We start from the raw sequence: 19,374 nt of genomic DNA, 5'->3' as shown, positions 1-19,374 counted from the left end.
GGGGGTTTTCGCATTTCAGGAGGCAATCATGGCCATCGCAGTCGGCACCACACGCCAGTCCCTGGCGGACAACTACAAGACCCTCGGCGCCTATGTCTCGGTCCACACCGCCGACCCCGGCAGCACCGGTGCGTCGGAAGCGTCCGGAGGCAGCCCCGCCTACGCGCGCAAGCAGACCACGTGGACCTCCGCGACCGGCGGTGTCGTCAACGGCAGCCAGGTCACCGTCGACCTTCCGGCAGGCACCTACACCCACATCGGAATCTGGTCGGCGGCCTCGGGCGGCACGTTCATCGACAAGTGCGCCATCACCAGCACCACTCTCGGCGCCCAGGGGCAGCTGCTGATCACCCCGACATTCACCCAGAGCTGATGCGCGAAGACCTGCCGGGCCCAGGCCTCGGCAGCAGCGACCCGCCCAGCTCGTTCTGGGTCGCGGACGCTCCGGCGGTGCCGATGTTCGTCGTGCCCGACGACTGGATCCCCGCCGTGCCCGACGGCGTCGTCGCCGTCTTCACCGGCAGCGGTGTCCTGGCGGCGCTGATCACGGTCAAGCCCGGCGTGTGGCCCAAGCTGACCGGACGTGGCGTCCTGCAGGCCGCGACCATCACCAAGGCGTTCACGGCCGCGCAGCTCGTCGGCGGGGGAGCGCTCACCGCGACGGTGGCGTTCCCCGCGCGGCTGTCGGGCACGGGCACGCTGACAGCGACCGCGAGTCACCCCGCCCGATTCACCGGATCCGGCGCACTGTCCGCGGTCATTGTGCCGAAAGCGACTGCCGCGCCTGGGCTCACCGGCAGCGGAGCACTCTCCGCATCCGTGGCCGCGGCGCTGTCGGCCGCCCTGTCGGGTTCGGGCGCTCTGTCGGCGGTCGTGATCGGCGGCTACCCCGCGACACCGGCATTCACCGGCTCCGGCGCACTGTCCGCTGTCGTGGTGCCGAAAGCAACTGCTGCGGCGGCATTCACCGGCTCCGGTGCCCTCGCAGCAGCGCTCGCCACCTACACAGCCGCGGCGGCGCTCACCGGCTCCGGCACACTGTCGGCCGCGATCGCACCAGGTTTCACTCCCTCAGGCATGACGAAGAACGGCGCCCAAACCTGGTCGGACAACGGGACCTGGACGCTGATCCCGGGCTGGACCGCGAACACCGGGACCTATCCAGGGTCGAGTGTGGTCAGCGACAAACTGGTGGTCCAGGGAACCAAAGCCAATGCCACCCTCTCGGCATCGGTTCCGTTCACCGGCGGCATCTTCAACTCCGCCCACCAGATCCGGCTGGTCGATCAGTCCAACAACGTCATCGGCTCCGCCGGCAGCGCGGTCTCCGCCAACTCCGGCACGTGCACGGTCACCGTCAACAACGTGAACCTGTCGGGGATCACCAGCGTGGGCGTGCAGATGTCCGCGGCCGGCACCAACAACGGGTCCGTCACTACAGGGACAGGCACATTCCTGACCATCACCTGACCGGGCGAAGCGGATGGAGCCGGCTACGGCACTGCGGTCAATGTGGCATTCATCAGCCGGACCGCGCCGTCGCTGGGCAGGATTTCGATCACGCTGACGTAGCTGTCGCCGAATCCGCTGTCGCCGCCCAGGAAGTTCTGCGTCTCCGAGCACGGCAGATCGGAGCAGCGGATCACTACGAGTGCGCCGAGCCTTGAGTCTGTCATCTCGATTGTGTACCGGCCCGGCGGGATTGCCGCCTTCGCGCCGCCGGTGGGCGTGCTGCCGACGCTGAACACTCCGTTGCCCGACCACTTCGACTTCCCGGGCGTCGGTGCAGTCGTGGTGGTCGCCTGCGCCACGGTGGTGCGCGGCGGGGTGTAGATCGATGACGGTGAGATGGGCGTGCCACTGTAGTTGGCGGCGACCGCGCGTGCTTGATTGTTGTTCGTGCGGTCGCTATCAGCAGCGGTGCCTATCGCGAAGATGCCGAAGACCACGATGTTCACCAATAGCACGCCACCAACTACGAACCAGGCGATGCGCTTCCTTTGGTTCGGTGGCTTGCTCTCTTCGGGTACATCGCTCATCGTCGCTCCCCTCAAGTCCCCTGCTGATTGCGCGGCTACATCCTGACAGCGCAGGGGTATTCCCGCAATCGGATCCTGTCTATAAACCGCACCGCCCCGCACCAGCAACGTGGGGCGGGGCGGTTTCGGCGTTTTGAGTGGTGCTCAGTCCTCGCCGTTGAGGCGCAGCCGGTCCTCAGCGAGCCGGTGCCGCGGCGCGTCCTTCTCCAACGGATGCGTCGGCCAGTTGTTCGAGGCGCCATCAGGACCGGGTACGCGCTTGTCCACACGATCTCCTTCGCTCTGGTGTTTTCCCTTAATTCCCCGGCGTGTGCCGGGGAAGATCAGTACCGCCTCTGCCTGTAGCGGAGGCGGATTGCGGCGGCCGTGCGCGGCGCGCATACCCCGACCTCGCAGTCGTGGTGGGTGATCACGGCGGCGTCGGGGTGGTCGAACCCGAACTTGGCGTCGAGGTGGTCGCGGTGGAACGGCAGGACGTTGTCGCGGTACTCGTTCACCGGATCACCGTGTTCGGTGTCGCGTGGATGGGCAGCTTCGCCAGCGCGCCGAGCTTGCGGGGGCACGGCGGATCGCAGGAGGCGTGGATGGCGAGGATGCCGCGCGCCCGCGTCTCGGACATGGTCACGGGCGGTTTGGTCTCGCAGTGGTCGTTGATCCAGCTCATCGCGTCACCACCGATTCGCCAACGAAGGACTCGCGGTAGCCGATCACTGGTCGGCCCATTCGCGGATGGCTACGGCGAAACGCATCAGTTGCTGCGGCGACTGACCGGCGTTCGCCCTCGCGACAAGCGCCAGGTAGTGCTGGACGGTGTATGCGAGCCCGTCCGGGCCGACGATCATGGTGCGGCCGTCCAGGCGTTCCTGCCAGGCGGAGACGGCGTCGTTCACCCCATCACCACCGATGCAGGGTTGAAGGCGTCTCGATAGGGCTGTTCGAACATCGATCATCCCTCCGGGTACCGGATGTGACCGGGAATGATCCGCTCTGGCCCGACCACGCTGCACACTGCGGTGATCGCGTCCGCCATCGGTGGAGTTAAATGCCGCTCGTCCGCGATCACCACCGCCGCGGCGCGATGCCTGTGGACCTGGGTGAGTAGCCAGGTCGCGGGGTCTGGTTCGATCTCTTCGCCGGGCGTGAGCATTTCGACCAGCGTGTAGCCGACTCGGTCGACCAGTTCGCGGATCGTCGCTGCGTCGCGCTGTGGGTCTACTGCCAAATTCTTCCGCAGGAACCCGATCGCCTTTGCGGTCATGCCGTCCTCGCTGCTGGGGTGGTTGGTGAGCACCCGACGCCGGGGATCTTCGGGTGGCATCTCCCGGCGCCGGGGCTGTAGGTAGCTTCGCCGCGAGGGCGGTGGCGCTTCGGTGGCGTTTTGGTGGACCAGTGGGGGCGTGGTGGTGCACAGTGGGCCTCAGCCACTACGTCCTGGGAGACAGCATGGTTAGCGTCAGAGAGTGGACTGGCAAGGAAAGCCGCGCCCTGCGCAACGCATTCCGATTGAGCCAGGCGGCTTGGGCACGCAAGTTGGGTGCGAATGAGCGCACCGTCAAGCACTGGGAGGCCGGTCGATCTATTCGCCCGGCGTATCAAGCCGTGCTCGACACGACGCTGTCCATGGCTCCGGAGGAAGTCGTAGCAGCGTTCCGTGCGCGGCTACACCCGACACAGGAGGGCGACGTGGATCGGCGGCAGTTGTTCAAGGTGGGCGCGCTCGGTGCCGGTGGGTTGGCGATGCTCGGTATCGCCGACGCCGATCGGGCGCGCTGGTTGATGTCGGGGGCCGGCCAACCGGACGCCGCAGCTGTTGAGGTGGTGCGCAACACTCTCCACTCGGCGATGCTGCTCGACGACACCCTCGGCTCACCTGCCGCGCAGGGGCTCGTGATCGCTCAGCAGCAACTCACCGAGGCGATGCTGCGTGACTGCATGCCTGCGCTGCGGCCCGCTGTGCTGTCGCTGTATGCCGAATGGACTGGGTTCGCGGGGTGTCTGGCGTGGGACTCCGGCGAGTACGACACCGCCGCGCGGCTGTACAAGCTCGCGCGCGAGACAGCGCACGACGCCGAGGACGCGGACCTCGGCGCGTACATGCTGTGCCACCTGTCCCAGCTCGCCATCTGGCAGCGTCGTCCACGCGTCGCCGTCGATCACGCTGTGGCGGCGCGAAGTTGGGTCGCCCAAAGTGAGGACGCACCGCTTCGCGCGTATGTCGCGATGCGCACAGCCGAGGCCGCCGCGGTTGCCGGGCAGCGGCAGGCGTGCCTCGTGGCGTTGGATGAAGCTGACCAGGCCATCGCGGGGTTGGAGCCCTGCCACCCTTCGCAGTCGCGCGCCTACTTCGTGTCCGAGGCGATGATGCACTCCTACCGCGGCAACTGCTTGTCGATCCTCGGCGAAGCCCGTGACGCCGCAGCGGCGACACGACAGGCGCTGACCCTCATGCAGCCGCAGTACGTGCGCGACCGCGCGATATCGCTGCTCGAGCTGGAGCGGTCACTCATCCAACTCGGCGAAGTAGGCGAGGCCGCGACCGCCGTCGGCGACGCTGCCGACCTCACCGCGCAATGCAAGTCGCCACGCCTGGCCGCTGCGATCCGGGACGGGCGCCGAGTCCTGTCACCGTGGGCTGGCTCACGGCCGGTCCGCGAGCTGGACGCACGCCTCGCGGCTCGGGATATCGTGATGGTATGAGCGCGGAGCGGGAAGCCGAGGTGTTGGCGCAGATCGAGCGCGCCAAGGCCGCCCTCATGGGGACCGGCGAAGTGTTCGCGCGCAGCGAGGGTGGTCGACCCCCCTCGCGATCCGACCGGTTCAAGCAGGCCCGCGACGAAGTGCACGCCGCAGAGCAGGCACGTAATCGCCTGCTCGTCGAACTGGTCGGCGACGACGACGTTGTGCCGGTCGAGCTGGCTCAGCGTCTCGGCCTGACCGGACGTGAGGCCGTGAACATCATCGAGACTGCGCGCACAGGCTCGCCGCGTATGAGGGATTACCTGCTCGGTCAGCAGTAGCGCTGGTCAGTACCGGTCGTCCACGTCTGGCGGGGGAGGCCGATACTCTTCGCCTGCGGTGGCGGCCTCCAGCGCATCGAGCACTCGCGCGAGCACGATGCCGCTCGCCTCCCCGCGCTGGAAGGCGACGCTCGGCAGCTCCAAGATGTTCACTACGGCAGTGATGTCGTCGAGTGCTGGCGCGGGGAGCAGCCGGTCGGCCAGGTGGCGGGCGATCTCGTCGGGAGTGACCGGTCGGCCGGCGGAATTGATCGCGTCGACGACGGCGCGCAGTAGAGCTTGCTGCTCGCCGGTCATCAGTGCCTCGTCATCAGGTTCGGTCGTCACCGTGTACACGTTCCTCGTCATGCGATTCGCTACTGCGGCCGGGCCACTCGGCGAGGAACTCGCTCCACATCCGGGTGGCATCTTCCCGGTGCGTGCCGCCCAGCGGCGGTTCGGGATTCGGCGCAGGACGCAACTCATGTGTCATGAATGTTCTGACGCACCATGTACCGCATCGGTTCCATGCAGTCACACAGCAACCCTCTGAGCTGGGGTTATATGCCCGATTCCGTTGCGACTCTTCGGATGTGCATTGGGTACAGGTTAGGGTACAGTGCCCTACTCGCCCGCCGGTCTCAAAACAAAACCCGCCCTGATCAGGACGGGTTTTGTGGTGGAGCCGATGACGGGAATCGAACCCGCGCTGTCTGCTTGGGAAGCAGAAGTTCTACCATTGAACTACATCGGCAGAGGCAAAAGTGCCAATCGAGACTGTAGCAGAAGCCGCGCTCAGGGTGGGAAAAGCGCAGCTTGTACCGGTGGCAGAAGTCAGGGCATTGGTCGTCGGCCTTATCGCACTGTTCGCTATGCCCGCCGGTAGTTCGAGGAAGCACTCGCATCGTCCGGCCGTCTGGTGTCGAGTTCCCGTCGATTGGCCGATGTACCCCGGTCGGCGCGTACCAAGTACCGGTACAAGCTCAGGCAGAGGATGAGCCACAGCGCCCCGAAGCACCAACCGCCGAGGACGTCCGTCGCCCAGTGGACGCCGAGGTAGATCCGCGACAGGCCGACCGCGATGACGAAGAGCGCGGCGGCGATCGCGGTCCAGGCGCGCAGGGCGGGGCCGTGTATGCCGGGGAGCGCGACCGCGAGGACGATGCCGACCACGACGAACGAGCCCATGCTGTGCCCGGAGGGGTACGCCTGGTTGGACACACTGATCAGGTGTTCTTCGAGGGGTGGGCGGTCTCGGTCGGTGAGTTTCTTGCCGCCTCGGACCAGTAGGCCGCCGCCGAGCCCGGTGATCGCGACGAGCGCTGCCGCCGTCCAGCGCCGCCGCCAGGACAGGACCAGGCAGGTGGCGGTGGCCAGGGCGGTCATGGCGAGCGTGCCGCCCAGCAGGCTGACCGTCACCGCGACCGGTGTCAGCGTGCCGTTGCGGTGCGTGACGGCCCAATCGGTGATGCCGCGATCGAACCCGCCGGGACCGTGATTCCCGACCACGCCCGCCGTGAGAGCCGCGGCGCACACCACCAGCAACGCGGTGAGCACCCCGATGATGCCGCTAATGCGAGGGGAGGTCACTCCTCCACGTTGCCACCTCCGACGCTCGAAGGTAACCGGCTCCTTCCCAGCTGGCATGACACCGCCGCGGCCGAAGCGCGTCAGAACTTGCTGTAGCCGCCGTCGATCAGCAGAGTGTCGCCGGTGTGGTACGCGCTGGTGGGGCTGGCGAGGTAGACGGCGACGGATTCGAAATCGCTCGGCAGGCCCCAGCGGCGGACCGGGATCCTCGGGTGGACGCGTTCGCGGAAACGGTCCCACGCGAAGGCCCCTTCGGTCATCGGCGTCTCGACCCAGCCGGGCAGCACGGAGTTCGCACGGATGCCGTGCTTGGCCAGCTCCACCGCGATCGAGTTGACCATGGCGATCAACCCCGCCTTGCTGGCCGCATAGGACTGCCCGCGCGGAACGCCCTGGTGGGCGGCCAAACTCGCGGTGGCGACCAGACTGCCACCCTCGCCCTGGGCGAGCATTGCTTTCGCCGCTTCACGCAGCGTCACGAACGCGGCGTCGAGATTGAGAGAGGTGATTCGGCGGAATTCCGTGAGATCGGTATCCACGAACGGAATGAATCCCTGGCTCACACCGGCGTTCACGAAGCAGGAGTCGATGCGGCCGAGTTCGGCGGCCGCGTGGCCGATGGTGTCGATCACCTGCTGCTCCTCGCCGACGTCGCAGCTCAGCGCGAGCACGCGCCCGCCGAACGCGCGCAATTCGGCGGCGGCAGCCTCGTTGCGTTCGGCGTTGCGGCCGACGACGCAGACATCGGCCCCGGCCCGTGCGAGACCCCGGGCGAATCCGAGACCGATGCCGGAGTTGCCTCCGGTGACGACGGCGACGTGGCCGGTCAGGTCGAACAGCGAGCCCTCGGACATGGTTCATCCCTTCGATCGCGGGCGGCGCCGCCCGAATGAATGCGAGGATATCGTTCTCTCCATATCACTGTGCGGCTGAGGAGCCCCGGCGAGCAGGCGCTACGCTCGTCGCGTGCTGCTTTCCGATCGTGACATCCGCGCGGAGATCGCCGCTGGGCGTCTCGGCGTCGAGCCGCTGCTGGAGAACCTGATCCAGCCGTCGAGCATCGACGTGCGCCTGGACCGGATGTTCCGGGTGTTCAACAACACCCGCTACACCCACATCGATCCGGCGCAGCGGCAGGACGAACTCACCAGCCTGGTCGAGCCGGGCGAGGGCGAGCCGTTCGTGCTGCATCCCGGCGAATTCGTGCTCGGCTCCACCCTCGAGGTGTGCACGCTGCCGGACGATCTGGCCGGACGGTTGGAGGGCAAGTCCAGCCTGGGCCGATTGGGTCTGCTGACCCACTCGACCGCCGGCTTCATCGATCCCGGGTTCAGCGGGCACATCACGCTGGAGCTGTCCAACGTGGCGAATCTGCCGATCACGCTGTGGCCCGGCATGAAGATCGGTCAGCTGTGCCTGCTCAGGCTGACCAGCCCGGCCGAGCACCCGTACGGCAGTGCCGTGGCGGGCTCGAAGTACCAGGGCCAGCGCGGACCGACTCCGTCGCGGTCCTACCTGAACTTCCCGATTCCGGCCGCCGCGATCGACGCCGCCGAAGCACGCTGACCGGGGCCGAGTCCGCTTCGTCGACTGTGGGGGAGAAGCGGACCCGGCGGACGGCGGCGGGGAACCGACCGCGGAGGTGATCAGTCCCCGCCGCCCGCTCCCACCGCGAGCGCCGTTGTGAGGATGACGGACAGCGGTGGGAGCGTGTCACCGCGGCTCGGCGGGCTGACCCAGAAGCACCCTTCCCGGGTCCAGCGGCCGAGGCCGGTCGGCAACATCACGGCGCTGCCGACGGCGGGCAGGCCGATATCCAGCCGATTGAGCACCTCGAGCACCTGCGGTCCCGGTCGGCTGTCGGGCTCGGCGAGGAAACTCCATCGGATCTGCCTGGCCAACATGGGACCCCTCGTTCCCTGCTGTTCCAGTGCGGCGCGCACCTTCTCGGCACGCGCGGTCGGCAGGTGGACGACGCAAACGCGTCCGGTGATCGGCAGCATGGCGAAACCGCCCCGCTCGGTGACCGGCAGTCCGAACTCGTGCCGATAGAACGCCACCCAATCGTCCACGGTCCTGAGTTTCTCGACATTCACGGCGAACTCCTTGCCTTCCGACTCAATGGTCCCGGCCCGCCGCGCGATTCGGCATCGCCCGCTCACCCGCCTTGCGCTGCCCTTCCGCTGCCTTTGATACGGGCCGTATTTCACCTGTGGCCGCGCTCACAAACCGCTCGTACTCTGGAAGGAGTTCGTTCGGAAGGGATGACACCGTGGTCACGCATTGGTCAGGCAAAGAGGCCCGTGCCCTTCGCGATGCCAAGCGGATGAGCATCAGGGAATTCGCCGCCCATTTGGGTGTGCACGAACGCTTGGTGTCGAAGTGGGAAGCCGGGGGCGTCCGGGTTCATCCACGACCGATCAACCAAGCCGCTCTGGATACCTCACTGGCCAGGTCCGACGATGTGGTGCGGGCGCGGTTCGCGGCATTGATCGATAAGCCCGCGATCGATCGAACCGTCCCGCCGGGATTCGATGCGCGTGCCGACGCCTCGGCGCGCGTTCATTATTCGAGCGACGCGGACCTTTTGGCTCTCATAGACGCCGGTGCGATGAGAGGTGCTGCGTTGGCAGCGATTTCGGAGAGGGATCTGATCATGGCGGCTGCCCACGAGGCCAGCGAGCACGCCGGCAAGGCCGAGAGCACCAATGTCGGTGCGAGCACTTTGGACCAGCTCGACGCGGATGTCGTGCGCATCGCGAACGACTACGTGCGCATTCCGCCGGTGCCGATGATGGTGGAAATGGTGCGGGTGCGGCGCCGGGTGTATCGGTTGCTGGAAGGCCATCAGCGGCCCGCCGATACCGGTCATCTGTATCTTTTGGCGGGCACCCTCTCGGGCCTGCTCGCCAACGCCAGCACCGATCTCGGCTACTACGACGCGGCGGGCGAGCAGGTCCGGGCCGCATGGGCCTACGCGGAGTTGTGCGGGCACAACGGGCTTCGGGCCTGGACCCGCGGCATGCACGCGCTGATCGAGTACTGGTCGCAGCGGCCGCGCCGGGCGGTCCAGCTCGCCCAGAGCGGGCAGGAGTTCGCGGAATCCGCGACCGCGCAGGTGCGACTGCTCAATATCGAGGCGCGCATCTGGTCGGCGCTTGGCAGCGCCGCCGACACCGATCGCTGCGTGCGGGCGGCCGACGACGCGCGCGAGATCGCCGCGACCGACACGCTGCACGACGAGGTGGGCGGCGTCTTCGGGTTCAACGAGGCCAAGGCCAACTACTACGCTGGCGCCACCTACATCCACCTCGGTCAGGCGGAGCCCGCGCTCGGCGCCACCCAGCGGGCCATCGAACTCTATTCGAACGGCCCGTCCGAACAGCGTTCCTACGGCGCGGAGGCGCTTGCCAGGGTCGACTGCGCGGCTGCCCACCTGATCAACGGCAGCCTGGACGGCGCGGCCGAGGCGCTGCAGCCGGTGCTCGGCCTCGACGAGGCCAAGCGCATCGCGCAGCTCGAGGAGCGGTTGACCGGTGTGCGCAGGCGGATCGCGGCTCCGGCTTTCCGCGACTCGGTCGAGGCGCGCAGGCTGGACGAGCGGATCGAGGAATTCTGCGGGTCGACGGCGGCCAAGGGGATCCCGCCCGGCGCGGCCCATTGAGTGACGCGTCACACCCGGCGGGGCCGCGGCCGCCGTCGTGGGCGTGGCGGCCCGTGGAGAGCTCGGACAGGCGGTTTATCCAGTTGCGACGGATGGCACCATGGGACGGGTGAGTCCTCAGCATCCGCACCATCCCCCGCGTGTTCTGGAGCAGTCCACGAAGCTGCAGAACGTCGTCTACGAGATCCGTGGACCGGTACACGCGCACGCGGCACGGCTGGAGGCCGAGGGCCACCGCATCCTCAAACTGAATATCGGCAACCCCGCCCCGTTCGGGTTCGAGGCGCCCGACGTGATCATGCGCGACATCATCGCGGCGCTGCCGTATGCCCAGGGCTACTCCGAATCCAAAGGCATCCTCTCCGCGCGGCGCGCGATCGTGACCCGCTACGAACTCGTGCCCGGCTTCCCCGAGCTGGACGTGGACGGCGTCTACCTCGGCAACGGCGTATCCGAGCTGATCACCATCACCATGCAGGCCCTGCTGGACAACGGCGACGAGGTGCTGATCCCGGCGCCGGACTACCCGCTGTGGACCGCCATGACCAGCCTGGCGGGCGGCACGCCGGTGCACTACCTGTGTGACGAGGCCAACGGCTGGCAGCCCGATATCGCCGACATCGAATCGAAGATCACCGACAAGACCAAAGCGCTGCTGGTGATCAACCCGAACAACCCCACCGGCGCGGTGTACTCCGCCGAAGTGCTCCAGCAGATCGCCGACCTGGCTCGCAAGCATCAGCTGTTGCTGCTCGCCGACGAGATCTACGACAAGATCCTCTACGACGACGCCAAGCACATCTCGCTGGCCACCGTGGCGCCCGACCTGCTGTGCCTGACCTTCAACGGGCTGTCCAAGGCCTACCGGGTCGCGGGTTACCGGTCGGGTTGGCTGGCGATCACGGGCCCGAAGGAGCACGCGGCCGGGTTCCTGGAGGGCATCGACCTGCTCGCCTCCTCGCGGTTGTGTCCGAACGTGCCCGCGCAGCACGCGATTCAGGTCGCGCTCGGCGGTCATCAGAGCATCGAGGACCTGATCCTGCCCGGCGGGCGGCTGCTCGAACAGCGCGACGTCGCCTGGGAGCGGTTGAACATGATCCCCGGCGTGTCGTGCGTGAAGCCGAAGGGCGCGCTCTACGCGTTCCCGAAGCTGGATCCGAATGTGTACGAGATCCACGACGACTCCAAGCTGATCCTGGATCTGCTGCTGCAGGAGAAGATCCTGATGGTGCAGGGCACCGGCTTCAACTGGCCGCGCCACGACCACCTGCGGATCGTCACACTGCCCTGGGCCCGCGATCTCGCGGTCGCGATCGAACGCTTCGGCAACTTCCTGTCCAGCTATCGCCAGTAGCGGGAAGCCCGGAGCTGGACAATATAATCGCCCCGCTTCTGGCCCGGAAACAAACTCGATGTACGGATACCCGTCGGATTTGGCGACTAGCTAGCGCAAAAGAAGTACTTTTGTGTACAGTGGTCCTCGGCACTCAGAGTGCCCGGTCGGATTGCCTACCCCCCCTGGGCATATCCGACCTCGGGTTAGGCCGCCTACCCCCCTGGGCCGCCTGCCCTGCGGGCGGCGGAGACATCCCCCTGCTCTCCGCCGCCCCCCTCTAACTCCTTTTTTCCCGTGATCGGTTCACATCAACCGCGTCTCCGCTGTGTTAGGTAACCGCCGCGACGGTCTTGAAAATGAAATCCTTTAGGCTCGCTCCGGGCGCAAACACATCGGACAGAGGAGCGCGGTGAGCGACCACCACCATCACCACGATCATTCGGGACCGATCGCGATCGGCGCGACCGCGGCGCGCGTGGTCATCGGGCTGCTCACCGCCATCGGGATCGTCGTCGTCATCGGCGCGATCGCGCTGTGGCCGAGCAAGCAGCACATCGATATCCCGCTGCCGATGCAGAACGCGGGCGGCGGCGCGGTACAGACCGAGGCGGGCACCGTAGTGCTGCAGGACATCGGGCCGTGCGGCAGCTCTTCACTGGGCAAGGTCTTCGTCGACAAGCCCGAACCGCCGCGCAACAACGCCTACACCTGCCAGCGCAGCCTGATCTCGATCGAATCCGGACCGCACAAGGGCAACCGCACGCTGCTGGAAATCGCACCGGGCCCAGGGCAACCCGACCTGCACGCCGGTGACGAACTGCGGCTGGTCCGCCAGACCGATCCCAGCGGGACGCCGCTGTACTCGTTCGAGGACTACTCGCGCGGGCTGCCGCTCACGCTGATCGTGGTGGCTTTCGTCGTGGTGATCATCGCGGTGGCGCGCTGGCGTGGCGTCCGCGCGCTGCTGGGCCTGGTGTTCGCCTTCGCCGTCCTGGTGCTGTTCCTGCTGCCCGCCCTGCTGGACGGCAAACCGGCGATCCCGGTCGCCTTGGTCGCGGGCGCCCTGATCCTGTACGCGGTGCTGTATCTGGCGCACGGGGTGAACCTGCGCACCAGTTCGGCGCTGCTCGGCACGCTGACCTCGATGTTGCTCGCCGCCGCGTTGTCCTGGCTCACCATCGAGATGACCCATCTCACCGGCCTTTCCGAAGAGCAGAACACGAACGTCGCGACCTACATCGAGCACGTCAGTATCACCGGATTGCTGCTGGCCGGATTCATCATCGGTTCGCTCGGTGTGCTCAACGACGTCACCATCACCCAGGCGTCCGCCGCGTTCGAGCTGGCCGCCATCGACCGGTCGGCCTCCCGGCGCGAGGTTTTCGCCGCCGCCATGCGCGTGGGGCGCGACCACATCGCCAGTACCGTCTACACGCTGGTGCTCGCCTACGCCGGTGGGGCGCTGCCGCTGTTGCTGCTGTTCAGCGTGGCGGGGCGGTCCATCCGCGACGTGCTGACCGGTGACGCCGTTGCCATCGAGATCGCGCGCTCGGCGGTCGGCGGTATCGCGCTGGCGCTCTCGGTGCCGTTGACCACCGGCATCGCTGTGCTGCTGGCCCGCCCGTTCACGACCAAGGAACCAACCCCCGCGCCGCGCCCGCGTCGCGCACGGCACGCGAGGGTCTGAACTCCCCTCGTTTCCCGTCTCGTCAGGAGTTGTGCGGCGCGGCCGCCCGGCTCAGCGCTGCGGCGGCGGAGGGAAGGGGAAGACCTCCGGCGGGATCGTGGGAACCACGATCGGCGGAAGGCCCGGCACGACGATGGTGTTCGGGCCGGGTGTCGGCGGCGCCTCGCTGGTGGTCTGCCTCCGGTTCGGCGGCGGCGCGGCGAGCGACTCGTGCGCGGGCGATTCCGTGGTGCCCGGCGCGACCGCAATCTGCGGGTCCAAGCTGGTCGTGCGCGGTGTGGTGGTGGGCGACAGCGACGGTGATCCTTCGCTGGTGTGTGAATCCCGTTCCAGCACCTGCGGTCCGTAACCGAGGCCGAGCCCGATCGCGGCGACCACGGCCAGCGCGCTGACGGTCAGCACCGCACCGCTGATCTCACGCTTGCCGCGCTGGGTCGGAGCCGACAACCATGCGGGTGACAGCTCGTCGTCCAGCGTGGCGCCCGCCGTCGGCGTTTCCTTGCGGACCGGTCTGGCCAGCAGCGCGGCGCCGCGAGCCATCACGGTCTCCGGGCTGTCCGGCACGATGACGGGCACGCCCATCCAGCGTTCGAGCACCTTGGCCACCAACGGGATCCGGGCGCAACCGCCGATCGCGAGCACGCCGTGCACCGGGCGGTCCGAGCGCACGATCACGTCGCGCGCCATGCGCGCCGACGACTCGATGGCCAGCATGATCAGCGATTCGAAGTTCTCCTGCGCGAGCAGCACCAAACCCTGCTCGCTCGGCAGCGCCACCGCGGTGTTGGTGGTGAGCTGCTCTTTGGCCTCGCGGCACAGCGCGTCCAGCGCGGCCAGGCCCGCGGCGTTCGGCGGGTGCGCGATTCGCCCCGAGGCGATCTGCTGCTCCCGGATCAACGAGTCGAGATAGTCGCCGCTGATGTCGCTGGTGCGCTCGCTGTGCCGGACCTCACGGGTCTGCGTGTCGACCACGCTTACCGTCAGGCCCGAACTGCCCAGGTCGTAGACGACCAGCGAGGAGATACCCCGGATATCGCCGGTGGCCTGGGCGAACTCGAGTGCGGCCGCGATCTCGGGCACGAGTTCGTAATTGGTCAGCTGCTGACGCGCCATGGCGGCGCGAATGGCGCGGGCGTGCTGCTCACTGCGGTAGGCGATGGCGGTGGCGCCGATACCCGGCGTGGCCTCCAGGGTGACTCCGATGGCCTCTGCCGCCAACTCTTCCATGCTTTGGTCGACGACCGGAATGGTCTGCAGATCGAAGGAATGCGGGGAGACATGCCCGTGGGGGTTTCCGGCGTGTGGTCGCGCCATACGGACAGCGCCGGCCCCCACCGAAACTCCCAGTACCGAACTCATCAGCTGCCCATCTCGTTTCACACTTCACGACATGCGAGCCTGCGCCGTCCGTCGGCGGAGACCCGCTGGACGGACCCTACCGTCGGCGATCAGCTGTGCTTAAGGCAGGACTGGTCGTCTGTCTGGCAGTAGCCCGCCTCGCTCCGCAACTCTACGGTGTACCGAGTCCCGCGTACACCCATCCGGCTGCTCTCCAGGTGGCACGATTGAGACAGTTCCGGCCGTCGATGATCGAGCGGGCACGCACCACCCGGTCCAGGTCTTGCGGGCGCAGCGCGGTGAATTCGTCCCACTCGGTGAGCACGAGCACCACGTCGGCGCGTTCGCACGCCTCGGTGACCGAGGTCGCGTAGTTCAGGGTGGGGAACACCCGGCGCGAATTCTCCAGCGCCTTGGGATCGTAGACGGTCACCACGGCGCCGTGCAGCTGGATCATGCCCGCCACGTTCAACGCGGGCGAGTCGCGGACGTCGTCGGATTCCGGTTTGAAAGCCGCGCCGAGTACCGCCACGTTGGCCCCGAGCAGTGAGCCGCCGCAGGCGCGGGCGGCCATGTCGACCACCTTGGTCCGTCGGCGCATATTGATGTTGTCCACCTCGCGCAGGAAGGCGACGGCGTGGTCGGCGCCGAGTTCGCCGGAGCGGGCCATGAACGCCCGGATGTCCTTCGGCAGACATCCGCCGCCGAAACCCAGTCCGGCGTTGAGGAACCGACGGCCGATGCGCGCGTCGTAGCCGAGGACGTCGGCCAGCATGGTCACGTCGGCGCCGGTCGCTTCGCAGACCTCCGACACCGCGTTGATGAACGAGATCTTCGTCGCCAGAAAGGCGTTCGCCGAGACCTTCACCAATTCCGCTGTGGCCAGGTCGGTGAGCAGGAACGGGACCTCGGCGGCGATGAGGTCGGCGTAGATCTCGCGCACCAGATCCTCGACCCACCCGGCGGCGGCGCGCTCCCGGTCGACTCCGAGGACCAATCGGTCCGGCCGCAGGGTGTCCTTGACCGCGAAGCCTTCTCGGAGGAATTCCGGATTCCACGCCACCTCGACGTCGGTGGAACTCAGCGCGCGAGCGCGGGCTCCCAGCGCGTCCGCCGTGCCGACCGGAACCGTCGACTTGCCGATGATCACCGAGGGACGTTCCAGTAGCGGGGCGAGGGTATCCACCACCGCGTGCACGTATTTCAAGTCGGCGGCGTACTCACCCTTCTTCTGCGGCGTGCCCACACCGAGGAAATGCACATCGGCGTGTGCGGCCGCCTCGGCGTAGGAGGTGGTGAACCGCAGTCGGCCCGCATCGAGGTTGCGACGAAGCACATCCTCCAGGCCCGGTTCGTAGAACGGCACCACTCCGTCGGACAGCTTCGCGACCTTGCCCGGGTCCACGTCCACTCCGATGACGTCGTGCCCGAGTTCGGCCATGCACGCCGCGTGCGTGGCCCCGAGATACCCGGTTCCGAAGACTGTGCATCGCATGATCGATTGGTAAGCCCCGCCGATGGCCACGCCACGTCAGCGAGGCAAGGGTCCGGGCAACAGCAGGTGTACATGCGGCGACATCGCTGATCCGGACGCCGTGACCTGGCGTGATGCTCGCGCGGCACCCGGCTAGCATCGGCCTGTGCGACGTCGTCGGTTGGCCTGGACCGGGCTCTGTGCCGGTCTGGTGGTAGTGGTCGCCGCGGTGGCGCTGTGGCCGGTCTACGTGCGTCCGCGGATCGATCCGCCCGCGCGGGCGGACGCCGTTCTCGTGCTCGGCGGTGCGCACGACGGACGCGAACAGCTGGGCCTGCGCTTGGCGCGTGAGGGATTCGCGCCACGGGTGGTGTTCTCCAATCCCTATGAGAACAGCGCCATGCTGAACCGCATCTGTCACGGCGGCTACAGCTTCGAGGTGCAGTGCTTCGACCCGTCTCCCCGCACCACCCGCGGCGAGGGCCGCGAACTCGCCCGCCTCGCCCGCGCCCACAATTGGCACCGGGTCATCGTCGTCACCTTCACCCCCCATATCTCTCGAGCCCGCTACGTCTTGCAAAGGTGCTGGGACGGAGAACTCCTCTTCATCGATCCCGAACCCGCCCTCTCCATCCCCCGCTGGGCCTACGACTACGTCTACCAATCGGTGGGCTACCTGAAGGCCTTCTTCGAGGACTGCTGAAGCACTCGGGAGTGCCGGTCGCACCAGGTTGAGGATGTGCTGGCATATGACTTCAGTTTGACTCGGTGAAAGAGGCGGCCGTACATTCTGTCGCGTGGTGGCGGGATGGTCGCCAGGGAAGCAACGGTGCACACCCTCCGGGAGGGCAGATGGATTACGACTGGTCAGCGGAGGATCTGGCGTTTCGGGACGAGGTGCGCGGATTCCTCGACGCGAAGCTGACGCCGGAGTTGCGGCGGGCCGGGCGCTTGGCGACGAGCGTGTATCCCGACCACGAGGCGAGCACGGAATGGCAGCGCATCCTGCACGAGCGCGGCTGGGCGGCGCCCGCCTGGCCGGTGGAACACGGCGGATGCGACTGGAGCCTGACCCAGCACTACATCTTCCAGCGGGAATCGGCGCTGGCCGGCGCACCCGCGCTGTCGCCGATGGGCATCAGGATGGTGGCCCCGGCCATCATCGCGTTCGGCACCCCGGAACAGAAGGCGTTCTATCTGCCGCGCATCCTCACCGGCGAGGTCTTCTTCTGCCAGGGCTACTCCGAGCCCGAGGCCGGATCGGACCTGGCCGCGCTGGCCATGGCCGCCGTCGACGACGGCGAGGACTTCGTATGCACCGGCAGCAAGATCTGGACCACCCACGCCACCGAGGCGAACTGGATCTTCTGCCTCGTGCGCACCTCGCGCACGGGTAAGAAACAACAGGGCATCACGTTCCTGCTGATCGACATGACCGCGCCGGGCATCGAGATCCGGCCGCTGGTGATGACCTCGGGCGAGCAGGTGCAGAACCAGGTCTTCTTCGACAGCGTGCGAGTGCCGAAGACCAATGTGCTCGGCCGGATCGATGACGGGTGGACCGTCGCGAAGTACCTGCTGGTGCACGAGCGGGGCGGAGCGGCCGCGCCGTGGCTGCAGGTCATGGCCCAGGACATCGCCGCCGAAGCGGCGCGGCAGCCCGGCCCGGACGGCAACCCGCTGATCGACGACCGCGCGTTCGCGGCGAAGCTGGCGGACTTGCGGATCCGCACCGAGGTGCTCGAAATCCTGGAATACCGCACGATTTCCGCGATGGCGCAGGGGAAGAACCCGGGCCCGGCGTCCTCCATCCTGAAGATCCTCGGCACCGAACTCAGCCAGAAGCTTACCGAGCTGGCGCTGGAGGCCGCGGGCCCGCGCGGTCGCGTCTACCAGCCGCACGCCACCAAGCCGGGTGGCCCGATCGCCCAGTTCACGCCGCCCGCCGACGGCTACCGCAGCGGCGCGGACTGGCAGGCCGTCGCGCCGCTGAAGTACTTCAACGACCGAGCGGGCTCGATCTACGCGGGCAGCAACGAGATTCAGCGAAACATCCTCGCCAAAGCAGCATTGGGACTCTGATGGACTTCACGCTTACCGACGAGCAGGAAATGCTCCGCTCCGCGATCGCCGGATATCTCGGCGCCCGCTACGACCTGGAGAAGAGCCGCGCGTCGGCGAAATCGGAGACGGGCTGGCAGCCCGCGATCTGGCGCGGATTCGCCGACGAACTCGGCATCCTCGGCGCGACCCTGCCCGAGCGGGTGGACGGCACCGGCGGCGGCCCCGTCGAACTCATGGTGATCGCCGAGGAACTCGGCCGTGCACTGGTGGTCGAGCCGTTCGTGGACACGGTCGTGCTCGGCGCCGGTCTGCTCGAGCGTTCCGGTGGCGAGCAGGCCGACGCCGTGCTGCGCCGGATCGTGTCCGGTGACGCGCGCATCGCGTTCGCCGCGCTGGAACCGTCATCGGGACACGCTTTGCACGACGTGTCGACCACCGCCCGCCGCGACGGCGACACCTGGGTGCTCGACGGCGCGAAGACCGTGGTGACCAGCGCACCGCTGGCCACCGACCTGGTGATCACCGCGCGCACATCCGGCGAACGACGCGACGAGGCAGGTATCTCGCTGTTCCGGCTCGAATTCGACGCGAGCGCTCCGCCCGCCGGAGTCGAGGTGCACGCCTACCGCACCATCGACGACCGGACCGCCGCCGATCTCGTGTTCACCGGCTTGCGTCTGCCCTCCGACGCGCTGCTCGGCACGGAGTCCGACGGCTGGACGGTCATCGAGCCGACCATCGCGGAAGCGACCGCGGCGATCTGCGCCGAGGCGGTCGGCTGCATGCGCAAAGTGCTCGCCGACACCATCGACTACGCCAAGCAGCGCGAGCAGTTCGGCCAGCCGATCGGCAGCTTCCAGGTGCTGCAACATCGCATGGTCGACATGTACATCGAACTCGAGCAGGCCATCGCGGCGGTCCACCTGGTCGTCCATTCCCTGCGCGCCTCCGCAGGCGACCGGGCCCGCGCCGTCTCGGCGGCGAAGGTCACCGTCGCCAGGGCGGCGCGGTTCATCGGGCAGAACGCCGTGCAACTCCACGGCGCGATGGGCATGACCGAAGAGCTGGCCATCGGCCACTACTTCAAGCGCCTCACCGTGATCGAGCACGAATTCGGCTCCACCGACGAACATCTCGCTCGCTACGCGGCACTGACCAGGCCGTAGTTCGAGTCTCCGGCCGGGAC

At 67.6% G+C, this 19,374-nt stretch carries 23 protein-coding genes and 1 tRNA gene; 11 read left to right on the top strand and 13 right to left on the bottom strand.

What is annotated here, in order from left to right; all coding sequences use genetic code 11:
- Nucleotides 1–28 precede the first annotated feature (28 nt).
- Both ACL03I_RS01645 and ACL03I_RS01640 read left to right on the top strand, forming a co-directional pair.
- Nucleotides 29–373, top strand: a complete 345-nt coding sequence (locus ACL03I_RS01645) for a phage tail fiber protein (RefSeq protein WP_412804955.1) — start codon at nucleotides 29–31, stop codon at nucleotides 371–373.
- A complete protein-coding gene (locus tag ACL03I_RS01640; protein WP_412804954.1) occupies nucleotides 373–1,470 on the top strand; it encodes a hypothetical protein in 1,098 nt (365 codons plus the stop codon). The genes ACL03I_RS01645 and ACL03I_RS01640 overlap by 1 nt, the downstream gene beginning before the upstream one ends.
- A gap of 23 nt (nucleotides 1,471–1,493) precedes the next feature.
- Here the strand turns inward: ACL03I_RS01640 and ACL03I_RS01635 are convergent, their stop codons facing one another.
- The 6 genes from ACL03I_RS01635 to ACL03I_RS01610 all read right to left on the bottom strand — a co-directional run bounded on the left by ACL03I_RS01635 (nucleotide 1,494) and on the right by ACL03I_RS01610 (nucleotide 3,297).
- Nucleotides 1,494–2,039, bottom strand: a complete 546-nt coding sequence (locus ACL03I_RS01635) for a hypothetical protein (RefSeq protein WP_412804953.1) — start codon at nucleotides 2,037–2,039, stop codon at nucleotides 1,494–1,496.
- Nucleotides 2,040–2,183: 144 nt separating this feature from the next.
- A complete protein-coding gene (locus tag ACL03I_RS01630; protein ID WP_412804952.1) occupies nucleotides 2,184–2,306 on the bottom strand; it encodes a hypothetical protein in 123 nt (40 codons plus the stop codon).
- Between the two features lie 56 nt (nucleotides 2,307–2,362).
- Complete coding sequence (locus ACL03I_RS01625) at nucleotides 2,363–2,536, bottom strand: hypothetical protein (RefSeq protein WP_412804951.1); 174 nt, start codon at nucleotides 2,534–2,536, stop codon at nucleotides 2,363–2,365.
- Nucleotides 2,533–2,703, bottom strand: a complete 171-nt coding sequence (locus ACL03I_RS01620) for a hypothetical protein (RefSeq protein WP_412804950.1) — start codon at nucleotides 2,701–2,703, stop codon at nucleotides 2,533–2,535. Before ACL03I_RS01620 ends, ACL03I_RS01625 begins: the two co-directional genes overlap by 4 nt.
- A gap of 43 nt (nucleotides 2,704–2,746) precedes the next feature.
- The gene (locus ACL03I_RS01615; protein ID WP_412804949.1) at nucleotides 2,747–2,929 is read right to left on the bottom strand and encodes a hypothetical protein; all 183 of its coding nucleotides are present in this window, start codon (nucleotides 2,927–2,929) and stop codon (nucleotides 2,747–2,749) included.
- 56 nt (nucleotides 2,930–2,985) lie between these two features.
- Nucleotides 2,986–3,297, bottom strand: a complete 312-nt coding sequence (locus tag ACL03I_RS01610; protein WP_412804948.1) for a hypothetical protein — start codon at nucleotides 3,295–3,297, stop codon at nucleotides 2,986–2,988.
- 185 nt (nucleotides 3,298–3,482) lie between these two features.
- On the opposite strand from ACL03I_RS01610, the gene ACL03I_RS01605 reads away from it, so the two are divergent.
- Both ACL03I_RS01605 and ACL03I_RS01600 read left to right on the top strand, forming a co-directional pair.
- Entirely contained in the window at nucleotides 3,483–4,736 is a 1,254-nt protein-coding gene (locus ACL03I_RS01605; protein ID WP_412804947.1) for a hypothetical protein, read from the top strand.
- The gene (locus tag ACL03I_RS01600; protein ID WP_412804946.1) at nucleotides 4,733–5,056 is read left to right on the top strand and encodes a hypothetical protein; all 324 of its coding nucleotides are present in this window, start codon (nucleotides 4,733–4,735) and stop codon (nucleotides 5,054–5,056) included. The genes ACL03I_RS01605 and ACL03I_RS01600 overlap by 4 nt, the downstream gene beginning before the upstream one ends.
- A 6-nt stretch (nucleotides 5,057–5,062) precedes the next feature.
- Here ACL03I_RS01600 and ACL03I_RS01595 read toward each other — a convergent pair whose 3' ends face one another.
- The 4 genes from ACL03I_RS01595 to ACL03I_RS01580 form a co-directional block, all read right to left on the bottom strand.
- The gene (locus tag ACL03I_RS01595) at nucleotides 5,063–5,383 is read right to left on the bottom strand and encodes a hypothetical protein (RefSeq protein ID WP_412804945.1); all 321 of its coding nucleotides are present in this window, start codon (nucleotides 5,381–5,383) and stop codon (nucleotides 5,063–5,065) included.
- 332 nt (nucleotides 5,384–5,715) lie between these two features.
- Nucleotides 5,716–5,789 (bottom strand) — tRNA-Gly (locus tag ACL03I_RS01590).
- A 116-nt stretch (nucleotides 5,790–5,905) separates the two neighbouring features.
- Nucleotides 5,906–6,625, bottom strand: coding sequence for a phosphatase PAP2 family protein (locus ACL03I_RS01585; RefSeq protein WP_412804944.1), 720 nt, complete (start codon nucleotides 6,623–6,625; stop codon nucleotides 5,906–5,908).
- A gap of 80 nt (nucleotides 6,626–6,705) precedes the next feature.
- Complete coding sequence (locus ACL03I_RS01580) at nucleotides 6,706–7,479, bottom strand: SDR family NAD(P)-dependent oxidoreductase (protein WP_412804943.1); 774 nt, start codon at nucleotides 7,477–7,479, stop codon at nucleotides 6,706–6,708.
- A 112-nt stretch (nucleotides 7,480–7,591) separates the two neighbouring features.
- Here ACL03I_RS01580 and dcd point away from each other — a divergent pair, with 112 nt between their 5' ends.
- Nucleotides 7,592–8,191: a dCTP deaminase gene (dcd, locus tag ACL03I_RS01575; RefSeq protein WP_355071445.1), complete on the top strand. Its 600-nt coding sequence runs from the start codon at nucleotides 7,592–7,594 to the stop codon at nucleotides 8,189–8,191.
- Nucleotides 8,192–8,271: 80 nt separating this feature from the next.
- Here the strand turns inward: dcd and ACL03I_RS01570 are convergent, their stop codons facing one another.
- The gene (locus ACL03I_RS01570; protein ID WP_063016495.1) at nucleotides 8,272–8,721 is read right to left on the bottom strand and encodes a hypothetical protein; all 450 of its coding nucleotides are present in this window, start codon (nucleotides 8,719–8,721) and stop codon (nucleotides 8,272–8,274) included.
- Nucleotides 8,722–9,281: 560 nt separating this feature from the next.
- Here ACL03I_RS01570 and ACL03I_RS01565 point away from each other — a divergent pair.
- The 3 genes from ACL03I_RS01565 (at nucleotide 9,282) to ACL03I_RS01555 (ending at nucleotide 13,312) form a co-directional block, all read left to right on the top strand.
- Nucleotides 9,282–10,289 carry an XRE family transcriptional regulator gene (locus ACL03I_RS01565; RefSeq protein ID WP_355071447.1) on the top strand — a complete coding sequence of 336 codons (1,008 nt, stop codon included), beginning with the start codon at nucleotides 9,282–9,284 and terminating at the stop codon, nucleotides 10,287–10,289.
- 100 nt (nucleotides 10,290–10,389) lie between these two features.
- Nucleotides 10,390–11,643, top strand: coding sequence for a pyridoxal phosphate-dependent aminotransferase (locus ACL03I_RS01560; RefSeq protein WP_355071449.1), 1,254 nt, complete (start codon nucleotides 10,390–10,392; stop codon nucleotides 11,641–11,643).
- 391 nt (nucleotides 11,644–12,034) lie between these two features.
- Nucleotides 12,035–13,312, top strand: a complete 1,278-nt coding sequence (locus ACL03I_RS01555; protein WP_355071451.1) for a YibE/F family protein — start codon at nucleotides 12,035–12,037, stop codon at nucleotides 13,310–13,312.
- Between the two features lie 51 nt (nucleotides 13,313–13,363).
- Here the strand turns inward: ACL03I_RS01555 and ACL03I_RS01550 are convergent, their stop codons facing one another.
- Both ACL03I_RS01550 and ACL03I_RS01545 read right to left on the bottom strand, forming a co-directional pair.
- Complete coding sequence (locus ACL03I_RS01550) at nucleotides 13,364–14,671, bottom strand: Hsp70 family protein (RefSeq protein WP_364424719.1); 1,308 nt, start codon at nucleotides 14,669–14,671, stop codon at nucleotides 13,364–13,366.
- A gap of 151 nt (nucleotides 14,672–14,822) precedes the next feature.
- Nucleotides 14,823–16,145 (bottom strand): UDP-glucose dehydrogenase family protein, encoded by a 1,323-nt coding sequence (locus ACL03I_RS01545; protein ID WP_412804942.1) that lies wholly within the window; start codon nucleotides 16,143–16,145, stop codon nucleotides 14,823–14,825.
- Nucleotides 16,146–16,290: 145 nt separating this feature from the next.
- On the opposite strand from ACL03I_RS01545, the gene ACL03I_RS01540 reads away from it, so the two are divergent.
- The 3 genes from ACL03I_RS01540 (at nucleotide 16,291) to ACL03I_RS01530 (ending at nucleotide 19,354) form a co-directional block, all read left to right on the top strand.
- A complete protein-coding gene (locus ACL03I_RS01540) occupies nucleotides 16,291–16,827 on the top strand; it encodes a YdcF family protein (protein ID WP_412804941.1) in 537 nt (178 codons plus the stop codon).
- A 149-nt stretch (nucleotides 16,828–16,976) separates the two neighbouring features.
- Nucleotides 16,977–18,206 (top strand): acyl-CoA dehydrogenase family protein, encoded by a 1,230-nt coding sequence (locus ACL03I_RS01535; RefSeq protein WP_412804940.1) that lies wholly within the window; start codon nucleotides 16,977–16,979, stop codon nucleotides 18,204–18,206.
- Nucleotides 18,206–19,354: an acyl-CoA dehydrogenase family protein gene (locus ACL03I_RS01530; protein WP_355071461.1), complete on the top strand. Its 1,149-nt coding sequence runs from the start codon at nucleotides 18,206–18,208 to the stop codon at nucleotides 19,352–19,354. The genes ACL03I_RS01535 and ACL03I_RS01530 overlap by 1 nt, the downstream gene beginning before the upstream one ends.
- Nucleotides 19,355–19,374 lie beyond the last annotated feature (20 nt).

It is taken from the genome of Nocardia sichangensis, from assembly GCF_047200615.1.
GTDB lineage: Bacteria > Actinomycetota > Actinomycetes > Mycobacteriales > Mycobacteriaceae > Nocardia > Nocardia sichangensis.
This window is presented reverse-complemented; position numbering and strand designations above follow the sequence as displayed.